General features: G+C 61.3%; 18 protein-coding genes. 12 read left to right on the forward strand and 6 right to left on the reverse strand.

The genetic code is table 11. The annotated features are described in order from the left end of the window. A partial coding sequence (locus G454_RS0109185) for a MerR family DNA-binding transcriptional regulator (protein ID WP_027718398.1) occupies nt 1-282 on the reverse strand: 282 nt, incomplete at its 3' end. 294 nt (nt 283-576) lie between these two features. Here G454_RS0109185 and G454_RS0109190 point away from each other — a divergent pair. The 9 genes from G454_RS0109190 to codY all read left to right on the forward strand — a co-directional run bounded on the left by G454_RS0109190 (nt 577) and on the right by codY (nt 11,743). After that, complete coding sequence (locus tag G454_RS0109190; RefSeq protein WP_027718399.1) at nt 577-1,992, forward strand: SpoVR family protein; 1,416 nt, start codon at nt 577-579, stop codon at nt 1,990-1,992. 8 nt (nt 1,993-2,000) lie between these two features. Next, on the forward strand, nt 2,001-3,077 hold the full coding sequence (gene cax, locus G454_RS0109195) for a calcium/proton exchanger (RefSeq protein ID WP_084413396.1): 1,077 nt from the start codon (nt 2,001-2,003) through the stop codon (nt 3,075-3,077). A 326-nt stretch (nt 3,078-3,403) separates the two neighbouring features. Further along, nucleotides 3,404-4,486, forward strand: a complete 1,083-nt coding sequence (dprA, locus tag G454_RS0109205) for a DNA-processing protein DprA (protein ID WP_027718401.1) — start codon at nt 3,404-3,406, stop codon at nt 4,484-4,486. A gap of 64 nt (nt 4,487-4,550) precedes the next feature. Further along, entirely contained in the window at nt 4,551-6,731 is a 2,181-nt protein-coding gene (gene topA / locus G454_RS18470) for a type I DNA topoisomerase (RefSeq protein WP_051276141.1), read from the forward strand. Between the two features lie 5 nt (nt 6,732-6,736). Then, nucleotides 6,737-8,047: an FADH(2)-oxidizing methylenetetrahydrofolate--tRNA-(uracil(54)-C(5))-methyltransferase TrmFO gene (gene trmFO, locus G454_RS0109215; protein ID WP_156896719.1), complete on the forward strand. Its 1,311-nt coding sequence runs from the start codon at nt 6,737-6,739 to the stop codon at nt 8,045-8,047. 3 nt (nt 8,048-8,050) lie between these two features. Then, the gene (xerC, locus tag G454_RS0109220) at nt 8,051-8,953 is read left to right on the forward strand and encodes a tyrosine recombinase XerC (protein ID WP_027718403.1); all 903 of its coding nucleotides are present in this window, start codon (nt 8,051-8,053) and stop codon (nt 8,951-8,953) included. Between the two features lie 23 nt (nt 8,954-8,976). Further along, nucleotides 8,977-9,507 (forward strand): ATP-dependent protease subunit HslV, encoded by a 531-nt coding sequence (hslV, locus tag G454_RS0109225; RefSeq protein ID WP_027718404.1) that lies wholly within the window; start codon nt 8,977-8,979, stop codon nt 9,505-9,507. A gap of 5 nt (nt 9,508-9,512) precedes the next feature. Further along, nucleotides 9,513-10,919 carry an ATP-dependent protease ATPase subunit HslU gene (hslU, locus tag G454_RS0109230; RefSeq protein ID WP_027718405.1) on the forward strand — a complete coding sequence of 469 codons (1,407 nt, stop codon included), beginning with the start codon at nt 9,513-9,515 and terminating at the stop codon, nt 10,917-10,919. 17 nt (nt 10,920-10,936) lie between these two features. Continuing rightward, entirely contained in the window at nt 10,937-11,743 is an 807-nt protein-coding gene (gene codY / locus G454_RS0109235) for a GTP-sensing pleiotropic transcriptional regulator CodY (RefSeq protein WP_027718406.1), read from the forward strand. Between the two features lie 69 nt (nt 11,744-11,812). Here codY and G454_RS0109240 read toward each other — a convergent pair whose 3' ends face one another. The 5 genes from G454_RS0109240 to tnpA form a co-directional block, all read right to left on the reverse strand. Next, nucleotides 11,813-12,493 (reverse strand): Crp/Fnr family transcriptional regulator, encoded by a 681-nt coding sequence (locus tag G454_RS0109240; protein ID WP_027718407.1) that lies wholly within the window; start codon nt 12,491-12,493, stop codon nt 11,813-11,815. 17 nt (nt 12,494-12,510) lie between these two features. Continuing rightward, the gene (locus tag G454_RS18475; RefSeq protein ID WP_051276143.1) at nt 12,511-14,463 is read right to left on the reverse strand and encodes a glycoside hydrolase family 15 protein; all 1,953 of its coding nucleotides are present in this window, start codon (nt 14,461-14,463) and stop codon (nt 12,511-12,513) included. A gap of 70 nt (nt 14,464-14,533) precedes the next feature. Beyond that, nucleotides 14,534-14,713 carry a hypothetical protein gene (locus G454_RS0109250; RefSeq protein WP_027718408.1) on the reverse strand — a complete coding sequence of 60 codons (180 nt, stop codon included), beginning with the start codon at nt 14,711-14,713 and terminating at the stop codon, nt 14,534-14,536. A 146-nt stretch (nt 14,714-14,859) separates the two neighbouring features. Next, on the reverse strand, nt 14,860-15,033 hold the full coding sequence (locus G454_RS21420) for a hypothetical protein (protein ID WP_156896721.1): 174 nt from the start codon (nt 15,031-15,033) through the stop codon (nt 14,860-14,862). Beyond that, nucleotides 15,008-15,442, reverse strand: a complete 435-nt coding sequence (tnpA, locus tag G454_RS0109260; RefSeq protein ID WP_027718409.1) for an IS200/IS605 family transposase — start codon at nt 15,440-15,442, stop codon at nt 15,008-15,010. Before tnpA ends, G454_RS21420 begins: the two co-directional genes overlap by 26 nt. Nucleotides 15,443-15,770: 328 nt before the next feature. Here tnpA and G454_RS22705 point away from each other — a divergent pair, with 328 nt between their 5' ends. From G454_RS22705 to G454_RS22065, 3 genes are read left to right on the forward strand one after another with little or no spacing between them, the layout of a single operon-like run. Next, nucleotides 15,771-15,995, forward strand: a complete 225-nt coding sequence (locus tag G454_RS22705; protein ID WP_342669553.1) for a diguanylate cyclase — start codon at nt 15,771-15,773, stop codon at nt 15,993-15,995. Further along, complete coding sequence (locus tag G454_RS21425; protein WP_084413400.1) at nt 15,895-16,260, forward strand: GGDEF domain-containing protein; 366 nt, start codon at nt 15,895-15,897, stop codon at nt 16,258-16,260. Before G454_RS22705 ends, G454_RS21425 begins: the two co-directional genes overlap by 101 nt. Further along, complete coding sequence (locus G454_RS22065) at nt 16,260-21,299, forward strand: GAF domain-containing protein (protein WP_211230024.1); 5,040 nt, start codon at nt 16,260-16,262, stop codon at nt 21,297-21,299. The genes G454_RS21425 and G454_RS22065 overlap by 1 nt, the downstream gene beginning before the upstream one ends. Nucleotides 21,300-21,400 lie beyond the last annotated feature (101 nt).

Genomic DNA, 21,400 nt, shown 5'->3' on the forward strand with positions numbered 1-21,400 from the left:
CACCGTTATCCCTCTGCCCGCGGCAAACTCCTTCAGGTAGTTCAACTGGTTCTCCAGGTCCGGCTTTTGCCCAGCTGAAGATACCCTGGCGTACAGCACGACCTTCTTTGGCTCTTCGCGGTTCTTCAGGCCCAGAGCGCGGTAAAGCATCTCTTCGGTGTACCTGCGCTTGCCGGTGGGTGTCCTCAGGGCAACCAGCTTACCTTCCCGATCCCACGCACGGAGCGTAGATATGCTCACGCCAAGCTTTTCGGCAAATTCCCTGATAGTGTAGAGCTTCATAAAGACACCACCTGATATTAAGTTATATCAGGTGGTGTCTTTTAGCAATAGGTTTGTTTGTTATTTGCTAATGCCAAGAGAACTGTTTTTAGCTCCCTCCCCTCCCCAAAGCAAATTTTAAAAAATTAAAGCCCTCTTGCCGCCCGCCCGGGAGGCAAGAGGGCTGCCTTGCCCCGTTTCCCCTCGCGTGCCCCATTGCACGGAAATTTTCCCTGACAAGACAAATTTTAACACGGGGCGGTGGCGGAATTCAATAGGCCCCCTTACATAAATTGATTTTGGGGGGTGTTTTTCTTGGCCCGGGACGAGCTGCGCCAGCTGGAGGAGGCCGTGAAGGAGATCATGGCCAAGGCCAGGGAATGCGGCCTCGACTTTTACGACATGTACTTTGAAATAGTGCCCGCCGAAATCATCTACACTTTTGGTGCCTACGGGATGCCCACGCGTTTCTCTCACTGGACCTTCGGCAAGGCCTACCACAAGATGAAAACGCAGTACGATTACAACCTCATGCGCATTTACGAGATGGTCATCAATACCGACCCTTGCTACGCCTTCCTGCTGGAGGGCAACTCCCTCATCCAAAACAAGCTGGTCATTGCCCACGTTCTGGCCCACAGCGACTTTTTTAAAAACAACGTCTACTTCCGGCACACCTCACGGCAGATGGTGGAGTCCATGGCCAGCGCCGCCGAGAGGTTCCGCGGCTACGAGCTGAAGTACGGGCGCGAGGCGGTGGAGTCCTTCCTGGATGCGGTGATCTCCATCCAGGAGCACGTGGACCCCTACCGCTACATCAAGGCCGCTCGCGAGAAAAGACACGGAGGGGAGGAAGGCCCCTGCCGCTGCAGTCACAGGGAAACCCCCTACGACGACCTCTGGGAGCTCGACCGGCCGGCGTGTGCCGGGCAGTGCCGCAAGCCCAGGAAGTTTCCCGCCGAACCGGAAAAAGACCTCTTGCTTTTCATCATGGAATACGCCCGGGACCTCGAGGACTGGCAGCGGGACGTCATCTCCGTTATCCGCCAGGAAATGCTCTACTTTTGGCCCCAGCTGGAAACCAAGATCATGAACGAGGGGTGGGCCACCTACTGGCATCTGCGCATCATGCGGGAGCTCGACTTAAACGAGGCCGAGGCGGTGGAATTTGCCAAGATGCACGCCGAGATCATTCAGCCCTCCCGGCTGCGCCTGAACCCCTACTTGCTGGGGTTGAAAATTTTTGAGGACATTGAGAGGCGTTGGGATAACCCCTCGGAGGAGGAGAGGCGGAAGTTCGGGCGCAAGGGTCAAGAGGGGCGGAAAAAAATATTCGAGGTTCGGGAGCAGGAAAATGACGTTTCTTTCCTGCGCAACTACCTGACCAGGGAACTGGTAGAGGAAATGGACCTTTACCTTTACAAAAAGATGGGGCATGAGTGGCGAGTTACCGACAAGGACTGGGAGGCCGTGCGCGACGGCATTGTAGCCGGGTTGGTTAACGGCGGCTTCCCTTACATAGTGGTGGACGACGGGGATTACCAGAAGAGGGGGGAGCTCTACCTGCGGCACTGCTATGAAGGCATGGAGCTGGACGTTTACTACCTGGAGAGGACCCTCCCCTACGTCTATACCCTCTGGGGGAGGCCGGTGCACCTGGAGACGGTGCTCGACGGCAAAAAAGTGCTCTTCACTTTTAACGGGGAAAGGGTAACCAGGAAGGTTATCTAAGGTAAAATATTGGGGGAGAAGGATTAACGCAGGAGGTTTGCCGTTTGAGATCACTATACCCTCTCTTGCTGGCCGTACCCCTGGCCTTTTACTTTGAGCTGGCCCATGCCAACCCGCTTTTAGTTTTTCTTTTTTCTTCCCTGGCCATCATACCCTTAGCCGGCCTGATGGGCAAGAGCACCGAAGAGGTGGCCATCCACGCCGGCCCGCGGGTGGGCGGCCTTCTGAACGCCACCTTTGGCAATGCCGCCGAGCTGATCATTACCCTCTTTGCCCTTCGTGAGGGCCTGGTGGACCTGGTAAAGGCCAGCATTGTGGGCAGCATCTTGGGCAACCTTCTTCTAGTGCTGGGGTTTGCCGCTTTTTTAGGGGGCTTGAGGCATAAAACCCTGCCCTTTAACCCCTGCCTGGCCCAGCTGAACACCTCGCTCTTGTTTATGGTGGTTACCTCCCTGGTGGTACCGGCCGTTTTCTCCCACGGCGGGGCCCTGGACGGGAGGGAGTCCCTTATCCTTTCCCTGGTGGCCGCCCTGGTCCTCCTGGCGTCTTACCTAGCCAGCCTTTTGTTTTCCTTTCACACCCACCGCAGCCTCTTCCACACTTCCCACCACCTCATCGAGGAGCCCGAGTGGAGCCTGCCCAAGGCCCTAGGGGTGCTGGTGGTTTCGGTGATCCTGGTGGTGGCCATGAGCGATTTCCTGGTGCGGGCCGTGGAGCCGGCCATGGCGTCTTTAGGCGTCAGCGAGGCTTTCCTCGGTATTATCTTTGTGCCCATCATCGGCAACGCCGCCGAACACAGCACGGCGGTGCTGGTGGCCTTAAAGGGAAGGATGGACCTCAGCCTGGAGATAGCCATTGGCAGCAGCACCCAGATTGCCCTCCTCATCACCCCTATCCTGGTCCTGGCCGGACTGCTTTTCGGCCGCCCCATGGACCTGGTGTTTAACCCCCTGGAGCTGACCGTGCTCATCCTGGGCGTGCTGATGGTCAATTTTGTCATCAGGGACGGGGACACCAACTATCTGGAGGGACTTTTGCTTCTCTTCACCTTTGCCGTAATGGCGGTGGCCTTTTACCTCGTTTAGTTGCGCGTGTGTCACCTGGGCGGGGGTCCTCCATATTATGGTACCAGGGTAAGCACAAGCGGAAAGGAGGACCCGTGTATGGCCCACTACAACCCGTGGCATTTCTCCTTCATCCTGTTTCTCATCCTCATCCTGCTCTTCTTCGGGGATGGGATTTTCTACTACCCCAACAAGTAAGCGAGGACCTGCAGGTCGCCAAGGGGCTGCGCGTTGTGCAGCCCCCTTTTAACTGGTACCGCATACCAATTGACTGCTTGTAATTTTTCATTTGCTCGTGGTATCTTATAGCTACATGAAAAATGGTTGCGGGAAGAGTGAGCTGCCGGGTGAACGAGAGGCTTTACCGCATGGGGTGGCAGTACCTCCTGGCCGGCAGGGCCAGGCGCATGTGGGAGCTGCGGGAGCGCTTTGGCTCCTTTGAGGCGGCCTGGCTGGCCACGGAAAAGGAGCTGGGGGAGCGGGGAGGGTTTGACCTCCGGGGAGCAGCCGAGCTGGCGGCGCGCAGGAAGGGGCTAAGTCTCGAGGAAGAAGAAGAGAAAATGGCAAAGTTAAATATTAAATACATAACCTTTGAAGACCCGGATTACCCGGAACTGCTGCGCCAGATTCCCGATCCTCCGCCGGGGCTTTTTGTGCGGGGAGCCCTTCCCGATGCCGCCCTATGGGTGGCCATCGTGGGATCCCGCCGCCCCACGCCCTACGGGCTTCTGGTGGCCGAGAGCCTGGCCAAAGACCTGGCGCGGGCGGGAGCGGTGGTGGTCAGCGGCATGGCCCGCGGGATAGACAGTGCCGCCCACCGGGGAGCGCTGTCCGCCGGCGGCTTTACGGTGGCCGTGCTGGGCTGCGGCCCCGACGTGGTTTACCCGCCGGAGAACCGGCGCCTCATGGACCAGATCGTTGCCGGCGGGGCAGTGGTGAGCGAGTTTCCTCCCGGCGCGCCCCCGGAGCCCTGGCACTTCCCGGTGCGCAACCGCCTCATCAGCGGTCTCTCACAGGCCACGGTGGTGGTGGAAGCAGGGGAGAAGAGCGGGGCACTGATTACCGCCGACCAGGCCCTGGAGCAGGGACGGGAGGTAATGGCCGTACCCGGTCCCGTGCACAGCCCCCAGAGCAAGGGGACGAACAGGCTGATCAAGGAGGGGGCGCGTTTGGTGGAAGGCGCATCAGACGTGCTGGAGGAGCTGGGGGCCGGGCGGCTTTTCCCGCCTTCCTCCCGGGAGGCGTCCCTGAGCCTCACGCCCGACGAGGAAGCCGTTTTAAGGATGCTCTCCGCCGCGCCCGCGCCCGTGGACGCCATTATCGAGGGCTGCGGGCTGGAAGCGCCGCGCGTGCTGTCCGCCTTAATGTTTCTGGAGGTCAAAGGGCTTGTGCGGCAGTTTCCGGGGCGCCTCTATGCCCGGCGGTTCTAAACCGGCACCTCCCGGTCTAAAATATGATTTAAAACCCTAAAGCGAAAAAGAGGGTGGTTTACCCTTGTCCAAAACACTGGTCATTGTGGAGTCACCGGCCAAGGCACGGAGCATCGGCAAGTTCCTGGGCAAAAAGTATACCGTGAAGGCCTCCATGGGCCACATCCGCGACCTGCCCAAGAGCCAGTTTGGCGTGGATGTGGAGAGGGGCTTTATGCCCAAGTACATCATCATCAGGGGGAAGGGGGAAATCATCAGGGAGCTCCGCGCGGCGGCCAGGAAGGCGGATCGGGTGCTGGTGGCTTCCGACCCCGACCGGGAGGGGGAGGCCATTGCCTGGCACCTCCTCAACGTGCTGGAGATAGACGAAAATTCGCCCTGCCGGGTGGAGTTTAACGAGATTACCAAGGAGGCCGTGCAGAAGGCCATCAAGGCCCCCCGCCCCATAGACTACAACCGCGTCCACGCCCAGCAGGCGCGCCGCATCCTGGACCGGCTGGTGGGCTACAACCTGAGCCCGCTGCTGTGGCGCAAGATAAGAAAGGGCCTTTCCGCCGGGCGGGTGCAGTCGGTGGCCGTGCGCCTGATCTGCGAGCGGGAGGAGGAGATCAACTCCTTCGTCCCGGAGGAATACTGGACCCTTACGGCAGTGCTTGCCCGGGAAGGGGAAAGCCCCTTTGAGGCCCGGCTTTACAGGATCGGGGACGAGAAGGCGGAAGTGCCGGACCGGGCACGCATGGAGGAGATTTTAAAGGAACTGGAGGGTGCCGCCTACCGGGTAGTAAAAGTTGCCAGAAAAGAAAAATCCCGTCAACCGGCGCCCCCTTTCATTACCAGCACCTTACAGCAAGAGGCATACCGCAAGCTCAACTTCACCGCCCGCAGGACCATGATGGTGGCGCAGGAGCTGTACGAAGGAATTGAGCTGGGGGAGGAGGGCCCGGTGGGGCTGGTTACCTATATCCGCACCGATTCCACGCGCGTAGCCCAGGCTGCCCAGGAGGAGGCCAGGGCCTTCATCCGGGAGAAGTTCGGGGCTTTATATGTGCCGGAAAAGCCGCGCCAGGTGGCGGCTAAGGGGAGGGCCCAGGATGCCCACGAGGCCATCCGCCCCACCTCCGTGTACCGCGACCCCGAGAGCATCAGGCAGTACCTCACCCCCGACCAGTACAAGCTTTACAAGCTCATCTGGTCGCGCTTTGTGGCCAGCCAGATGAGCGCGGCGGTGTACGACACCACCAGCGTGGACATTGCTGCCGGGCGCTACCTTTTCCGGGCCGCCGGTTCGGTGATTAAGTTCCCAGGGTTCCTCCTGGTGTACGAAGAATCCCGGGACGAGGAGGCGGAGGAGCAGCAGGACAGGATCCTTCCCGCCCTGACGGAAGGGGAGGGGCTGGTGCTGGTTTCCCTGGTTCCCCGCCAGCACTTTACCCAGCCGCCGCCCCGTTACACCGACGCCACCCTGGTCAAGGCCCTTGAGGAAAAAGGCATCGGCCGGCCCAGCACCTACGCGCCCATTTTGGACACCATTATCCGGCGGGGGTACGTGGTGCGCCAGAAGAAACAGCTGGTACCCACCAGGCTGGGCATGGTGGTGGTGGACCTCTTAAAGAGGCACTTTCCCGACATCATCGACGTGGAGTTTACAGCCCACATGGAGGAAAACCTGGACCTGGTGGAGGAAGGCAAGAAGGACTGGGTCCAGGTGGTGGAGGAGTTTTACCTCCCCTTTAAGGAAACGCTGGAGCGGGCGGAGGAAGAGATCGGCCGCATTACGGTGGAGGAAGAGAAAGAGGTCAGCGAGGAGGTTTGCCCCCAGTGCGGCCGGCAGCTGGTGGTAAAAGAAGGCCGGTACGGGAAGTTCCTGGCCTGCCCCAGCTTTCCGGATTGCCGCTACACGCAGCCCCTTTGGGAGACCACCGGGGTCGCCTGCCCGCAGTGCGGGGAAGGGGAGTTGGTCGCGCGCCGCACGAAAAAGGGCCGCAAGTTTTACGGGTGCAACCGGTATCCGGAGTGCGAGTTTGTGGTCTGGGACGAACCTTCCGGCAGGAAGTGCCCCCGGTGCGGCGGCCTCCTGGTGGTAAAAAAGGAGAAAAACGGCCAGCTGGAGCTGGAATGCGCCAGCAGGGAGTGCCGCTTCCAGACCACCCAGGAGAGGGTCCTGGAAGACGTGGCTGCAGGGCGCGAGCTAACCGCCGAGGGGGAAGGGCCGGAAACTTCCCTCTACGAGCAGGAGGCCAGGTGAGATTGATGGAAGCGGTAACGGTTATCGGTGCCGGTCTGGCCGGCAGCGAGGCGGCCTGGCAGCTGGCCCGGCGCGGGGTGCCGGTCAGGCTGTACGAGATGCGCCCGCAAAAGCTTACTCCCGCCCACCACACGGGCTACTTTGCCGAACTGGTCTGCAGCAACTCCCTAAAGGCCATGGCCCTGGACAACGCCGCCGGCCTCTTAAAAGAAGAAATGCGGCGCCTGGATTCCCTCATCATGGCCTGCGCGGACCGCCACCGGGTTCCCGCGGGTGGGGCGCTGGCCGTGGACCGGGAAGGCTTTGCCAGGGCGGTAACGGAGGCCCTGGAGAGTCACCCCCTGGTGAAAGTTTACAGGGAGGAGGTGGCCGAGATCCCGAGGGAGGGCATTGTGGTGCTGGCCACCGGCCCCCTTACCTCGGAGGCCATGGCCGCCTCCTTGCGGGAGCTGACCGGGCTGGAGTACCTCTACTTTTACGACGCCGTGTCTCCCATCGTCACCGTGGATTCCATCGACATGGAGAAGGTTTTCCGCTCCTCGCGCTACGGGAAGGGCGAGGGGGAGTACCTCAACTGCCCCATGAATAAGGAAGAGTACGAGCGCTTCTGGGAGGCCCTGGTTACAGCGGAGCGGGTGCCGCTAAAGGGATTTGAAAAGGAGGTCAACTTCGAGGGTTGCCTGCCCATTGAAGTGCTGGCGCGGCGGGATAAGGAGGCCATCCGCTACGGCCCCTTGAAGCCAGTGGGGCTGGTCGACCCGCGCACCGGCCGCCAGCCCTACGCGGTGGTCCAGCTGCGCCAGGACAATGCCGCCGGGACCCTCTATAATTTAGTGGGCTTCCAGACCAACCTCAAGTGGGAGGAGCAGAAAAGGGTGTTCCGCCTCATCCCGGGGCTGGAGAGGGCGGAGTTTGTCCGCTTCGGCGTCATGCACCGCAACACCTACGTAAACTCGCCGGTGCTGCTCAACCCCACCTTTGAGTGCAAGAAGCGGCCCGGGCTTTTTCTGGCCGGGCAGATGACCGGCGTGGAAGGCTACGTGGAGTCCGCCGCCGCCGGGCTCATGGCCGGCATTAACGCCGCCCGGCTTTACAGGGGCGAAAAGCTCCTGGTCTTCCCCCGGGAAACCGCCCACGGTGCGCTGGCCCACTACATCACCTCCGCCGACCCTAAGAATTTCCAGCCCATGAACATTACCTTCGGCCTCCTTCCCCCCCTGGAAAGGCACATCCGGAACCGGCGGCAGCGCAACCTGGCCCTGTCCCAGAGGGCCCTGGAGACTCTGGAAAGCTGGAAAAAAGAAGCGGGTGTTTGAAAGGTGTATCCCTACATTGACGCCTTCCTGCATTACCTCGCGGTGGAAAAAAACGCCTCCGCCCACACGCTCTCCGGCTACCAGCAGGACCTCTTCCAGGGGCTGGACTTTTTTGCCCGCAGGCTGGAAAAACCCGATTACCGGGTGGTGCCCGCCGATGTGGACCGCTCGCTGCTGCGCGCTTTCCTGGCCGAACTGCAGTCCCGGGGCTTTTCCCGGGCCACCGTGGCCCGCAAGCTGGCCGCCTGGCGGTCTTTCTTGCGTTACCTGGCCCGGGAGGGTGTCCTGGAGGCCAACCCTGCCGGACTCCTTTCGGCCCCCAGGGGCGAGCGCCGGCTGCCGAAGTTTTTGTACGCCGACCAGTGCCGCGCGCTGGTGGAAGCCCCCGTGCCGGATAATCCCCTGGGCTGCCGGGACCGGGCCCTCCTGGAGACCCTTTACGCCACGGGGATAAGGGTCGGCGAGCTGGTGGCGCTCAACCTGGGGGACGTGGACCTGGAGAGGGCTGCGGTGAGGGTCTACGGCAAGGGTGCCAGGGAAAGGGTGGCCTTTCTGGGTTCCTTTGCGGTGAGGGCTTTAAAGGCCTACCTTGCCACCGGTCGCCCGGCCCTGGCAGGTGCCCGCACCAATGAGGCCCTTTTTCTCAACCGCCGGGGCGGGAGGCTTTCCGCCCGGGGGGTGAGGAAGGTGCTGGACAAGTACGTCAACCAGTTGAGCCTGGAATTGAAGGTCAGCCCCCACGTGCTGCGCCATTCCTTTGCCACCCACCTCCTGGACCGGGGGGCGGACCTGCGGGCGGTGCAGGAGTTGCTGGGCCACGCCCGCCTCTCCACCACCCAGGTGTACACGCATGTGACGCGGGAAAAATTAAAAGAAGTTTACCGCTGCGCCCACCCGCGGGCGTGAGCGGTGGGGAGGGAAGGCGAGTTTTGTTTTACGGCACGACAATTGTGGCCGTGCGCAGGGACGGGCGGGTGGCCATAGCCGGGGACGGCCAGGTCACCTTTGGCCAGGGCACGATCATGAAGCAGCAGGCCAAAAAAATCCGCCGCCTGTACAACAACCAGGTGCTGGCCGGGTTTGCCGGCGCCGCTGCCGACGCCCTGGCCCTCTTTGAAAAATTTGAGGGCAAGCTGGAAGCATACCGCGGCCAGCTGCAGCGGGCGGCGGTGGAGCTGGTCAAGGAGTGGCGCACGGACAGGTTCCTGCGGCGCCTGGAGGCCCTTTTGGTGGTGGCGGACAGGAACCACCTCCTGATCATTTCCGGCAGCGGGGAAGTCATCGAGCCGGATGACGGCATTGCGGCCATAGGTTCGGGAGGCCCCTACGCCCTGGCCGCCGCCAGGGCCCTGGCCCGTCACACCGCCCTTTCCGCCGGCGAGATTGCCCGGGAAGCCCTCTTAATTGCCTCAGAAATCTGCGTTTATACCAACGACCGCATTACGGTGGAGGAGCTGTAGAGCATATGGAGGAACTCACGCCGCGCCAGATAGTGGCAGAACTGGATAAGTATATAGTCGGGCAGCAGGAGGCCAAGCGGGCGGTGGCCATTGCCCTGCGCAACCGCTACCGCCGGGCCCGCCTGCCCAAAGAGCTGCGGGACGAAGTGATGCCCAAGAACATCCTCATGATCGGACCTACCGGGGTGGGGAAAACGGAAATTGCCCGCCGCCTGGCCAAGCTGGTCAAGGCACCCTTTATCAAGGTGGAGGCCACCAAGTTTACGGAAGTGGGCTATGTGGGCCGCGATGTGGAGAGCATGGTGCGCGACCTGGTGGAAACGGCCATACGCATGGTGCGCCAGGAAAAAATGGAGCAGGTAATGGACCGGGCGCAAAAGATGGCCGAGGAGCGCCTTATCGAGCTGCTGGCCCCTATGCCCCGCCAGGAGTCCGGCCCCCGCAACCCCCTGGAGATGCTGCTGGGAGGCGCGCTGGGGGGGATCGGCAGGCAGGATCCCGACCCCGCCCAGGAAAGCCGCATGCGCCGCGTGGAGTTTGAAAGGGAGTTGTTAAGACAGAAGCTGGCCCGCGGGGAGCTGGAAGACGAGTTCGTGGAGATAGAAGTGGAGGATACCTCCATGCCCGTCCTGGAGGTGTTTACCGGGTCGGGGGTTGAGGAACTGGGGATAAATTTGCAGGATATGTTGGGCAACCTTTTCCCCAAGAGGAAGCGCCGGCGCAAGGTCACCGTGGCGGAGGCCCGCCGCATCCTCACCCAGCAGGAGGCCCAGAAACTCATTGACATGGACGAAGTTACTGCCGAGGCCATCCGGCGCGCCGAGGAGCACGGAATCATTTTTTTAGACGAGATAGATAAAATTGCCATTAAGGAGGGGAGCGTGGGGCCGGACGTCTCCCGCGGGGGAGTGCAGCGGGACATCCTGCCTATTGTGGAAGGGTCGACGGTCATGACCAAATACGGGCCGGTGAAAACGGACCACATTCTCTTTATTGCCGCCGGAGCCTTTCATATGTCAAAGCCCTCCGACCTCATCCCGGAGCTGCAGGGCCGCTTCCCCATCAGGGTGGAGCTTTCAAGCCTTACCGAGGAGGATTTCCTGCAGATCCTCACCGAACCGGAGAACGCGCTCATCAAGCAGTATACCGCCCTTTTAGCCACAGAAGGGGTAAAGGTTAAATTTTCGCAAGATTCTCTTGTCGAAATCGCGAAAATAGCTTATACTGTAAATGAGCGCACAGAAAACATAGGCGCGCGGCGGTTGCATACCATTATGGAGAAACTTTTAGAGGATATTTCCTTTGAAGCGCCGGAGTTGCGCGGGCAGTGCATTGTCATTGACCGCGAGTACGTCCAGAAAAAGCTAGGGGACATAGTAAAAAACGAAGATTTAAGCCGCTACATTTTGTAATAAAGAGGTGAAGGACATTGCAAACACTTCTGGCCAAAACCCGCACGTTGAATAAACTCTTACAAAAGTCGGCTGGCTATCCAGTAGATTATAGAGAGATGGCCTCCACTTTGAGCGAGATCATAGGCTGCAGCGTTTACCTCATCGACCGCCGCGGAAAGGCCCTGGGCTATGCCTTCATGAAGGGCTTCAGCTGCGAGATTATGAAGGACATGCTGGAGTCGCCGGAAGGCTTTCCCGAGGAGTACACCGAGTACCTCCTGCGCATCAACGAAACCCAGGCCAACTTCTGCCAGACGGTTAACGCCTGTGTGTTCAACCACAACCAGCGCTGCAAGTTCAACAACAAGGTGACCACCGTGGTGCCCATTGTAGGGGCGGGCTCCCGCCTGGGCACGCTCATCCTGGCCCGCTTCGGCCTCCACTTCACGGAAGAGGACCTGATCCTGGCCGAGTACGGGGCCACCGTGGTGGGCATGGAGATCCTGCGCGCGCGCGCCGAGCGCATGGAAGAGGAGGCCCGCAAGAGGGCGGCAGTGCAGATTGCCCTGGGCACCCTCTCTTACTCCGAGCTGGACGCCATCCAACACATCTTCGAGGAGCTGGAGGGCGAGGAAGGGCTGCTGGTGGCCAGCAAGATTGCCGACCGCGTGGGCATCACCAGGTCGGTAATTGTCAACGCCCTGCGCAAATTTGAGAGCGCCGGCGTCATCGAGTCCAAATCCCTGGGCATGAAGGGCACATATATACGCATTTTAAACGACTACCTCCTGGAGGAACTGCAAAAGCTCAAGCAGCAGCCCCACCAGGCGGCCCTGAGGTAGCCCTGCCTGCCGGTCGAGCAAAAGAGCCCGCCGTTCCCGCGTTCGGGGAGGCGGGCCTGCTTTTTTCTTTTACAGCCAGGTTTTGAGCCTTTCCTTGTGGACGACAATGCCCTGCCGGGTGACGGAAATGGCCTTATCCCGGCGGAATTCGCCCAGGATGCGGTTTACCGTTTCGCGGGTGGTGCCGATCATGCTGGCCAGCTCCTGGTGGGTGAGGTGCACGCCTATCCTCAGGCCCCCTTCCTCCGGCGTGCCGTGTTCCAGGGCCAGTTCCAGGAGCAGGCTGGCCAGCCGCCGGGTGGTGTCCTTTAAGGCAAGCTCCATGATCTGCTTCTGGGAGGCGCGCAGGCGCCGGGCCATGATCTTTAAGAGGGAGAGGGCAATGGCCGGCTTTTGCAGGAGGAGGGCGTTTAAATCCTCGTTTTTGATGAAGCCCACCTGCGCGTCCTCCACCACCTCCGCGCAGGCCGGGTACTCGCCGCCGTCAAAGAGGACCACTTCCGCAAAGACCTCGCCGGGATTGATGTAGTGCAGGATCTGCTCCCGCCCTTCCTCGTCCTGCTTAAAGATCTTCACCCGCCCGGACTTTAAAAAGAAAACGGCTTCCCCGGGCTCGCCCTCCATGAAGATGATGTGCCCCCGGCGGTACTTCCGCTCCCTCACCAGGGCGGCAATTTCTGCCAGCTGGTCGGTGGGAAGCCCGGCAAAAAGGTGTATGTGCCTTAGCTGCTCCACGTCCCTGGTGGCCATGGCTTGCGCCGCCCTCCTTAAAGAACCAGCTTGCCCTTCAGGGCCAGGTCGAGGAGCACCAGCATGGCGTGGGACCACCCGAGGGGCAGCACCCAGGCCGGGCCGCCCCTTTCCCTGTGCACCTGTTCGGGCAGGAGGCCGGTGGGGCTGGCGTTATGCAGCGCCCAGCGGTACAATGCTGCGGCGGCCTCCCTTTCGCCCCGCAGGGCCCGCACGATGCCCAGCCAGAGGGTGGTGACCACCCAGGGGTTTCCCCCGGCGTAGCCGTCGCCCTCGTAACGGTACAGGCCGCCCACCGCGGGGCTGGTGAGCGCTTCTTCGAGGCGCTTGAGGGTGTTTTCCACGAGGGGGTCGAGAGGATCCAGCACGCCAAAGGGGAACACCAGTCCCAGGGCGGCAGCATCGAGGCGCGGGTCCCGGGCCACCCAGTAGGTGGTGTAAATGCCCAGGGGGTCGCGGTCCGTCCAGGCGTGCACCCCTTCTTCTTTAGCCCGCTGGTAGTCGTGATGGCCCACCTGGCGGTTGATTCCCCGCAAAAAACACTGGCGCCGGGGATCCCAGAGGTAGGCCGGGATGGCGCTCTTGATTTTCTGTGCCGCCTGCTCCCAGGCCTCGCTCCTGGCGGTTTCGCCCATCTCCCGGGCCAATTTGGCCGCCCCCGTCAGGCCTCCGCAGGTGGCGGCGGCGGCATAGGTGCTCTGCACAAAATTGTCTTCCCAGAGGTCCAGGCTGGCCCCGGGCAGGCCGTTTTCCGGTGACAGGTTGCCCAGCAGGTATGCTGCCCCCGCGAGAACCGACGGCCAGACCTGCGCAAGGAAGCTCCGGTCCCCGGTAAGGCGGTAGTGGTTGTAGTAGCCCCAGAGGACGGTGCCCACCTGGTCGATTTGCTGGCCCCAGGTGGGGGCCCAGGAGCCGGATGTGAAGTACCTCTGCTGCCAGCTGCCGTCTTTGTTTTGCACCCGGACGGCAAAGAGGTAAAAGGCGCGGGCCTCCTCGTGGTAGCCGCACTGGTCGAAGGCCAGGGCGGCGTACGTGCCGTCCCGCGGCCAGCAGTAGCCGTAACCCCCGCACTGCAGGTAAAAGGGATCGAATTCCGGCGCGGCAATGCTGGCCCCCGTGTCGCGGTTGGTGAGGAGCTTTAAGACGACCAGGGAGCGGCGCACCGCCGGCTCGCCGGGGGCGGATCCCAGCCACGCCTTCCACCGCGCGGCGGTCGCCTCCAGCCATTTGGGGCCCGACCGGCGCCCTGCCTCCGCAAGCAGCTTTAAAACGGCAGCCTCGCTATTTGCTGCGGCCAGGTAGAGGGTAAAATCGCGGCTTTCCCCCGGCGGGACTTCTCCCAGCTCCCAGGCCAACGCTCCCGCGCCGGCGCGCAGGGTGGATGATTGGCCGTAAAAGTGGCCCTGGACGGCGGGGGACAGGGGGTCACCAAAAGTGTCGCGCCGCCCGGTGTGGTAGCCCGCCAGGGGCAGGCCGGGAGCGCAGAGGGCCAGGAAAGTATCGCGCCGGAACTGGATGAGGGCCCGGCGGGAAAATTCCAGGTAAATGGTATCGTAGAGGGCCGATTCGTCAATGAGGAAGGTGCAGTAAACCACCAGGTGAAAGGTGCGGCTCCGGGAAGAAGAGTTGGTCAGGCGAAAGTAACGCACCAGCACGTCGGTGTCAAATAAAACGAAGTCCGTATGTTCCACTGCCAGGCCCGCTTCTTCGTGGCGGCGGCTGGTGAGCACCACAGCCGTATCTTCCAGGTAGCGCTGGTTCCCGTACCAGCTCGGTTCGTGGAACCAGGACACTTCCCCTGGTACAGGGGCGGTTTCCCGCACCCCCACCCAGAGCTGGCCCAGGTGCTGCGCCTGGTCAATTGCCGGCCAGAAGAGACGGTAGACCTCGCCTGTTTCCTTTAGAAGAGCCAGCATGCGGCCGTTACCGGTGACCGCGCCGGGCATAATGGGCAATAACTTGCGGCGCAAAGTAAATCCCCCGTTTAAGCATAAATCAGTGAAAATAACCCCCAATGAATTGGGGGACATCCGGGAGCGGTTAAGCTCCGGAAACCAGGGCCGTGTTATGCGCCCTGGAGGTTTCCGTGTACCACCTTCCCCACGGGGTGCGGCAGTACACGGCACACGCGGTGAAGCCGGAAGGCTTCACCGGCGGCCGGGCCAACTCGGCAAGGGTTTTGTTCAACAGGTTCCACAGCAAGTTCTCATCGCGTCCCATTACGAGCCCACACTTCGGGCAGCGGTAAACCTACACCAAAGGGTCGACTTTTGCCGGTACCCGTAGCGGCTGCACCGCTGGGTGCTATAGCGCTCGTCGGTACTTTTCGCGTACCTGCCCCCCCTGGCCGTTCCTGCGCTGGCTTCTCAGCCGCCCGAAAAAGGAGTTGAAGTTCTCCTGCACCGCAGCCAGTGCCAGCGGCGCTGCTCCAGGGCCAGGTTGCACAGCTTGGTGGCACAGCGGCTTATCTCCCACAGCCATTCCCTCTGCTCGGGCGAAGGGACCAGTTTGAGCTTAGCCGTCAGGAGAATCTTCTTCACCTTCGCTCACCTTCTGGGCCTCGATGTACCGCCTGATGGTGTCGCTGGAGACCTGCCCCGCCGTGCCCACGTAGTAGCTCGGGTTCCACAGGTGGCCGCCCCACAGCTTCTTTCTGAGTTCCGGGTGCTTCGCGAAGAGCGTCCGGGCCGTGGAACCTTTTAACACCTTGGCGATTACCGCCGGGGCCACTTTTGGGGGAGCGGAGAGAAACGCGTGAACGTAGTCGGGCATGACCTCCAGGGTCAGCAATTCGTAGCCGTGCTCCCTGCACAGGGCAGCAATTGCCTCTTTCAGGGTTTCGTCCACCGGCGGGAGCAATACTTTTCGGCGGTACTTCGTTGACCATACGAAGTGGTAGTTGATGTTGTAGACTGCCGTTCCGGTTGACTTCCAGGTTTCCTTCTTCATACCACTATGGTATCACATTTGGAGGTGAGTGTAAATACCAGGACGAGGGGGTTCGTGCAACGAGCAATTTTGCCTCGGGGGGCTTACTGCATCGAGAGAGACCTAACGCAGCAAAATGTTCATCGTAATCGTGGAGTACCACCGACTGGGAGCCGATTCCGGAACGCATGGACACAGTTAGGAAGCGATTTTTTCTTTTTTGGGAGGATCTCACTGAGGGTGGTAGAAAAAATATGAGCGAGATTCGTCGATAAATGGTATAACTAAGGCTGGTGGTTGTCTAGTCAAGACCAACCTAAACATTCGAAGGAGTGGTCATAGTTGGGAACTGTACAACCGGCGGGCGTTTTTTGCCGAAGCGGAGCGCGTCCTGGAAGAAGCGCGGAGGGGCAGAGCCGGCCCGGCAGTTGCTGTGCTGGACCTGGACGGCATGAGAAGAATTAACGACACCTATGGCCACCGGTGCGGCGACGAGGCGCTCAGGCAGGCAGCGCAGGCCCTCCAGAAAAGCGTGCGGGAAGGGCGATGTGGTAGCCCGCTACGGGGGCGATGAGTTCGTCATTCTCTTCCCGGGCAAAGGGCCCCGGCAGGAAACCCTCCGGTCGAGAATCCGCGAGCACCTGAAGCCAGTAACCTTTGTCGGCGCGGAAGTCCCTTTAAGCGTTTCGCTGGGGATGGCCCGGTATCCGGCAGATGGCGAGAACATAGACGCCTTGCTAAGCGTAGCGGATGCCAGGATGTATACGGACAAAGACTCCCCTGGGACGAATGACAGCTGTGCGGACGGTGAACCTTTACTGTGGAAGGAAGAAAATTGATGGATTACCATGAGGAACTCAAGAAAATAGGCCTGCAGAAGCTGCAGGAGGATATGAGCCGGGCCCTGGGGCTGGCGGCCCTGGTAACCACCCCTGACGGTAGCCCGCTCACCAGGATGTCAAACATGTGCCCTTTCTGTGCTCTTGTCCTTGCCAATCCGGAGGGTAAGGCCAGGTGCGCGGCATCGCGCGTGGCCTCCGCCGCGGCTGCCGTGGACGCGGGAAGAGCAATCCTTCACAATTGCCATGCCGGGCTGGTCCACTTGGCAGTACCCCTCCAGGTGGCGGGGGAAACGGTGGCGGTGCTGATGGGCGGCAGCGTAGCGCTGCAGCCCGTGGCGGAAGAAGTAGTGGCGCGGCTGGCCCGGGAAACCGGCATGGATGGGGAGGAACTCCGGGCGGCAGCCAGGGCGGTGCCGGTATGGCCCAGAGAGCGTCTGTGGGCTGCTATGGAGATGATGCACTCGGTAACGGAAACCGTGGCCCAGCTGCTCTATACCCGGCAGGAACTGCAGGAAAAGGTCAACGAACTCAGCACCCTCTTTGAGTTCAGCAAAACTGTTTCTGCCAGCTTAAAGGTAACCGAAGCTGCCCGGCGGGGGCTGCAGGCGGCGCTGGAACTGACCGGTGCCACCAGCGGGTCGGTAATCATGCTGGGCGAGGCGGAGCCGGGGACAGCAAATCCTGAGGTAGCGGCGACCCTGGAACCGCACGGTAAGCTGAGGGTCATTCCTGCGGGGGATATAATAGCTGCCGTTGAGCGGGAAGCTACCGCCGCGCACTTTGACAGCCGTCCTGAAGAAAGCAACCCCGAAGAAAAGCGGCCGGCGGTCGCGGTGCCTCTCACCATTGGTGGTAAGGTAACAGGGGTACTTACATTGGCGGGGAAGCCTGGGGGCCAACACTTCACTAAAGGGGAATCCACCTTCCTGACCACCCTGGGCACCGTGTTAGGGCTGGCGCTGGAAAATGCCCGGCTTTTCCGGAAGGTCCAAGAAAGGGCGGCGATGCTCGAACGGCTTATTAAGGTTGGGCAGGTGTTGGCGAGCCACCTGGACGTGGACCTGGTGCTAGAGTCGGCTCTGGCAAGCGTAAGGGACGTCCTGGGAGTGCAGTGGTGTGCCCTGCGGGTGCTCGACGAAAATACCGGCGAACTGTTGCTAAAGGCCAGCCTGGGCATGAGCCCGGAACTGCAACAAAAGGTTGCCCGTGTGCGGCCGGAGGGTAATTTGCTGGGCGAGGTATTGCAGAGAGGGGAAGCCGTGGTAGTGGAGGACCTGGCCTCAGAAGAATCCGGCCGGCATCTGCCCTACTACGCACTTGAAATGCGGGCCTTAGCTGTGGTGCCGGTAAAAGCGGGCGGAAAGATTCTGGGCACATTGAAGATCTACTCTCCCGTGCCGCGGCGCTGGAGTGACGAAGAAATCAGCTACCTGGCGACCATCGCAAGCCAGACCGGGCTGGCGCTGGAGAACGCACGCCTTTACTCCTCCCTGCGGGAGTACTACTTAAGCACCGTGCAGGCGCTGGCAGCGGCCCTGGAAGCCAAGGACGTGTACACGCGTGGTCATTCCATTCGGGTAGCCAGGTGGGCGCGCTCCTGCGCCCGCATACTGGGGCTCGGAGCTGAAGAGCAGGAGCGGGTATATCTCGCCGGGCTTTTGCACGACTTGGGCAAAATTGGCGTAAGCGAAGACATTCTTCTTAAGCCGGGGCCCCTGACCCCGGAAGAAAGGAAGGAAATGCAGGCTCACCCTGAAGTGGGAGCCAGGATCCTGGAACCGGCCCGGTTTCCTGAAGAGGTCATTGCCGCCGTGAGGCACCACCACGAAGATTACGGGGGCGGAGGTTATCCAAATGGCCTCTCCGGGGAGGAGATCCCGCTTCTAGCGCGCATTATCCGCGTGGCTGATGCTTATGATGCCATGACTTCTGCCAGGCCTTACAGACAGGCACTTACCCCGCAGAAAGCTAGGGAGGAATTAAAACGGTGGGCAGGCCGACAGTTCGATCCTCGGGTGGTGGAGGCATTTTTGCAGATACCGCAAAATGAAATGGAAGATATTGCTACGGGGGGGGGGGGGGGGTACCCTGATATCTTTGCTTTGCGAAGTATTCCTCTTATTGAGGCGGTCACTTTGACCCGGCATCCCACCCGTAAAGGTTCATCTAAGGATGTGAGAGCATGGGCTTTCGAGGTCCCAACTGTAGTGGCTGGCAATGGCGCAGAAGACCCCACGGAACTCCGCGCGCTTTTGGAAAGCACCCTTGACCGCGTGCTCCAGGCGCTGGGCTTGGAAATGGGAACCATCTGGCTTCACCCCTATAAAGTAACTTGTGGCTTGCCCCAAGAGGCGGTGGAGATTGGGAAAGTGGCAGCCAGTTATGGCCTGAGCATTCCCCGGGTTCAGGCCGTTCCCGACTGGCAAGAAATCGGAAAAATCCATCCCGAGCTGGCACCCCTGGCAGGCGTAATGGAGCGCCTGGGTATTCGGGCTTCCATCGCCGTTTCCCTGCAACAGGAGGGTCGGACCGGCGGGCTTGCCGTGGCCGTGTCCCAGCCGCGGGCATGGACCGGCACGGAAATCGCCCTTTTGGAGACGGCAGCCTACCTGCTTGAAACGGTCATCAAGAGAATGCAGGTGGAAGAGGAACGCCGCAAGGTAACCCGCGCCCTCAAAGTGCTCGGCAGGTGCAACGAAGCGGTTATGCGGGCGACGGATGAAACCGCGTTATTGCAGGAGATTTGCCGCCTGGTGGTGGAGGAAGGCGGGTACCGGCTGGCCTGGGTGGGCTTTGCTGAGGGTGATCCGACCAAAACGGTGCGCCCGGTGGCGCGGGCCGGATTTGAAGAAGGTTATCTCGAAACAGTCACCATCACTTGGGACGATTCGGAGCACGGACGCGGGCCAACCGGTACGGCCATACGTACCGGCCAGCCGGTGGTTGTTAGGAACATGCTGACCGATCCCACTTACGCTCCTTGGCGCGAGGAGGCTACGCGGCGCGGTTATGCCTCGTCTATTGCTCTGCCGCTCATCGCCGGAGGCCAGACGTTCGGTGCACTCAACATTTACGCCGCGGAACCGGATGCTTTTGCGCCGGACGAAATCGGGTTGCTGCACAGTTTGGCAGACAACCTCGCGTTCGGTATTCAGACCCTGCGCGCCCGAATTGCGTTGCACGAAAGCGAGGCGAAGTATCGCACTTTGGTGGAGCAGGCCCCCGATGGTATCTTCCTGGCCGACGCAGAGGGGCACCTTGTGGACGTCAACCCCCGCGGTTGCGCCCTGCTCGGCTACACGCGAGACGAAATGCTGCAACTCAGCATTCAGGATTTGATTCCCCCGGACGACTTGGCCGCCCAGGCCATTCGCTTCGATGAGTTGCGTTCCTGGAAACCCGTTCTCATCGAACGGCGGCTGAGGAGAAAGGATGGTTCCCTCGTACCGGTCGAGATCACCGCCAGAATGCTGGACAACGGGCTGTTGCAAGGCATCGTCCGCGACGTCACCGAGCGCAAGCAAATGGAGGAGGAAATACGCCGCCAGGCCGCCCGCGCCGAGGCGCTGCTGCGCGTTGCCTCCCGCCTCAATGCCCAGCTCGACCTGGACCGCGTGCTGAAGGTGGTTTGCGAAGAAGCTCGCGCCGCGCTCCATGTTCCCATGGCTGCCGTGATGCTGTACGACGACCAGCGCGACGTGCTCAACCTGGCCGCCGGCGCGGGTTTGCCGCCGGAACTGGCCGAGCGGCTGAAGCCGCTCCCGCGATCCCTTTCCGAAGCGTACGTCCGGCAGGGGGACCCGGTCGTTGTGATTGCGGATCTCCGAACTATTCCGGACCGGCAGGTGGCCAGTTTGTGCGCTGATTACAACCTTTGCACCGGTGTCAGCATAAGGATGCAGCGGGACGGGCAACTCATCGGCGTTCTGGCCCTCGTCACAACAGGCGAAGTGCGCCAATTTACCGCCGAAGAGCTGGCGCTGCTACAGGGCCTGGCGGATCAGGCCGCTCAGGCCATTACCAACGCCCGCCTCTTTGAGGAGACGCGGCGCCGCCTGAAGCTCGTGCAGGCTCTGCGAAACATCGACCTGGCCATTACGGGTAGCTTTGACCTGCGCATTACCTTTAGCGTGGCGCTGGACGAGATAACTGCCCAGCTGGGCATGGATGCTGCGGCCATCCTGCTCTTCAACCCGCAAACCCTGATACTGGAATACGCCGCCTGGCGCGGTTTTCGCACGGAAGCTATCAAGCGCCTCCGCTTGCGCTTGGGCGAGGGCTACGCCGGTCGCGCCGCCCTTGAGCGCCGCACCATGCACATTCCTTTCCTGCCTGAAGCCGAGCGCGACCCCGTTCAGGCTCCGCTCCTGGCGGACGAAGGTTTCGTCGCCTATTACGCGGTACCCCTTGTAGCCAAGGGGCAGATCCAGGGCGTGCTGGAAGTTTGCCATCGCTCGCCCGTCGACCCCGACGGGGAGTGGCTGCAGTTTCTGGAGACGCTGGCCGGGCAGGCAGCCATTGCCATTGATAACGTTGCTCTGCTTGACCGGCTGCAGCGCTCCCACCTGGAGCTGGTCCTGGCCTACGACGCCACCATCGAGGGCTGGGCGCGCGCTCTCGACCTGCGGGACAAAGAAACCGAAGGTCACAGCCAGCGCGTCACGGAGATGACCCTGCGCCTGGCCCGGGCGCTGGGAATGAAGGAAGAGGAGCTGGTGCACGTCCGCAGGGGAGCCCTCCTGCACGACATCGGGAAGTTGGGTGTTCCCGACAGCATCCTGCTCAAGCCCGGTCCGCTTACTCCGGAGGAGTGGGAGATCATGCGCCGGCACCCGCAGTACGCCTACGAAATGCTCTCCCCCATTGCCTACCTGCGTCCGGCGCTGGATATCCCTTACTGCCACCACGAAAAGTGGGACGGCACGGGTTACCCGCGGGGACTAAAAGGTGAGCAGATCCCGCTGGCGGCGCGCATCTTTGCCGTGGTGGACGTGTGGGATGCCTTGAGTTCGGACCGCCCCTACCGGCCGGCCTGACCGCCGGAGAAAGTGCGCGCTTTTCTTAAGGAAGAGGCGGGAAAGCATTTTGATCCGCGGGTGGTAGAGGTGTTTCTAAAAATTTTGGCAGAAGAAGATGA

The organism is Desulfovirgula thermocuniculi DSM 16036, from assembly GCF_000429345.1.
GTDB classification, from domain to species: Bacteria; Bacillota; Desulfotomaculia; order Desulfotomaculales; family Desulfovirgulaceae; genus Desulfovirgula; species Desulfovirgula thermocuniculi.

What these genes read in the sequence shown, in the direction of transcription:
- tnpA (WP_027718409.1), bottom strand. Translation starts at nt 15,442, where the DNA reads ATGAAGAAGGAAACCTGGAAGTCAACCGGAACGGCAGTCTACAACATC.
- trmFO (WP_156896719.1), top strand. Translation starts at nt 6,737, where the DNA reads ATGGAAGCGGTAACGGTTATCGGTGCCGGTCTGGCCGGCAGCGAGGCG.
- hslU (WP_027718405.1), top strand. Translation starts at nt 9,513, where the DNA reads ATGGAGGAACTCACGCCGCGCCAGATAGTGGCAGAACTGGATAAGTAT.
- G454_RS0109240 (WP_027718407.1), bottom strand. Translation starts at nt 12,493, where the DNA reads ATGGCCACCAGGGACGTGGAGCAGCTAAGGCACATACACCTTTTTGCC.
- G454_RS21425 (WP_084413400.1), top strand. Translation starts at nt 15,895, where the DNA reads ATGGCCACCGGTGCGGCGACGAGGCGCTCAGGCAGGCAGCGCAGGCCC.
- G454_RS22065 (WP_211230024.1), top strand. Translation starts at nt 16,260, where the DNA reads ATGGATTACCATGAGGAACTCAAGAAAATAGGCCTGCAGAAGCTGCAG.
- G454_RS0109250 (WP_027718408.1), bottom strand. Translation starts at nt 14,713, where the DNA reads ATGGGACGCGATGAGAACTTGCTGTGGAACCTGTTGAACAAAACCCTT.